At 53.7% G+C, this 1459-nt stretch carries 1 protein-coding gene and 1 tRNA gene; one reads left to right on the forward strand and one right to left on the reverse strand.

Annotation, left to right across the window (positions count from 1 at the left end):
• Positions 1-260 precede the first annotated feature (260 nt).
• Positions 261-1412 carry a recombinase family protein gene (locus ACR0EK_RS20280; RefSeq protein ID WP_480901169.1) on the forward strand — a complete coding sequence of 384 codons (1152 nt, stop codon included), beginning with the start codon at positions 261-263 and terminating at the stop codon, positions 1410-1412.
• On the opposite strand, the gene ACR0EK_RS20285 is transcribed toward ACR0EK_RS20280, so the two are convergent.
• Positions 1369-1445: transfer RNA gene (locus tag ACR0EK_RS20285), tRNA-Met, on the reverse strand. The two genes, ACR0EK_RS20280 and ACR0EK_RS20285, sit on opposite strands and share 44 nt — an antisense overlap.
• Between the last annotated feature and the right edge of the window lie 14 nt (positions 1446-1459).

Below are 1459 nucleotides of genomic sequence, written 5' to 3' on the forward strand. Positions count from 1 at the left end.
AATTCGTCCGTCCGTTTCAGTCCCATAGTTCGTCTCCTTTGCTGCAATAAATGCTATCAAAGGAGCGGCAGCAAACCGCGACACGTCCAGAGATTTCCGAACTGCATATCGGCCTCAAGGGGACCATGAGCAGTCTGTTCCTGAAGGACCTGGCTCAAAAGACCCATCGCGGACTAGAGGGGCGTGTGCGCAAAGGCAAGTCAGCCGGTGGGATCACCTACGGCTACGACGTCGTACGTAATTTCAACCCAGGCGGACAGATGTCCACTGGCGAACGAGCCATCAATGAAGAGCAAGCTGCCATTGTTCGCCGCGTGTTTGAGGATTACGCGAATGGTAGCAGTCCTCGAGCCATTGCAGGAGCATTGAACAACGAGGGTGTTTCTGGCCCTCGGATTGCAGGCTGGGGCGCGTCCACAATCTACGGGAACTGGCGGAGGGGCACCGGCATTCTTAATAACGAACTCTACATTGGTCGTCTCGTCTGGAACCGCCAACGCTTTGTAAAAGACCCCAAAACCGGTAAGCGACAAGCGCGACCAAACCCTCCCGAAGAATGGGTCATTGAAGACGTACCTAATCTTCGCATTATCTCCGACAACCTGTGGTCCCAAGTCAAAGACCGTCAAACAGCCACCCGAAGTGCTGTCATCAGCAGCGGTGTCAACCGCCCGGAACGCGCACACCGCGCCAAACATCTGTTCTCTGGGCTCTTGAAGTGCGGCGATTGCGACGGGGGCTACACCATTGTTGGAAAATCTCATTTTGGTTGCGCCAACTCTCGCAACAAAGGCACCTGCAACAACCGACTGACCATCAAGCGGGAAGATTTGGAAACCCGTGTGCTCACCGGCCTCAAGGACCAACTGCTGCATCCGGACCTCATCTCCGAGTTTGTGTCAGCGTACCAAAAAGAGTTCAATCGTCTGACTGCCGAGATATCCAAGTGCAAAGCCAAAACCGAACAAGAACTAGCCAAGATCACCAATCAAATCAGCAAGATTATTGATGCGATTACAGAAGGGATGTTCCATCCCAGTTTGAAGGCGAAGATGGACGATCTCGAAGCCCGCAAAGAAGAGTTGGAAGCAGAATTATCCGCTTCGTCTCAGGAGCGACCCGTTCTTTTACATCCCGGTCTCGCTGGCATCTATAAAGAAAAGGTGGAGGACTTGAGCGATGCGTTGAACAACCCCGCGACGAAGACTGAAGCGACATCCATCATTCGAGGATTGTTGTCCGAGATTCGACTGCTGCCCAATGACGGACAGCTTACCATAGAACTCGTTGGGGAGTTGGCTGGTCTTTTGGCTCTTAGTACACAGCAGAACGCCCGCAGCGTTGGCGCTACGGGCGGTTCTGTGACGCTGGTTGCGGGAGCAGGATTTGAACCTGCGACCTTCAGGTTATGAGCCTGACGAGCTACCGGGCTGCTCCATCCCGCGTCAGAGTCAGATTT

The sequence above is a fragment of the Ruegeria sp. AE4 genome, from assembly GCF_056542185.1.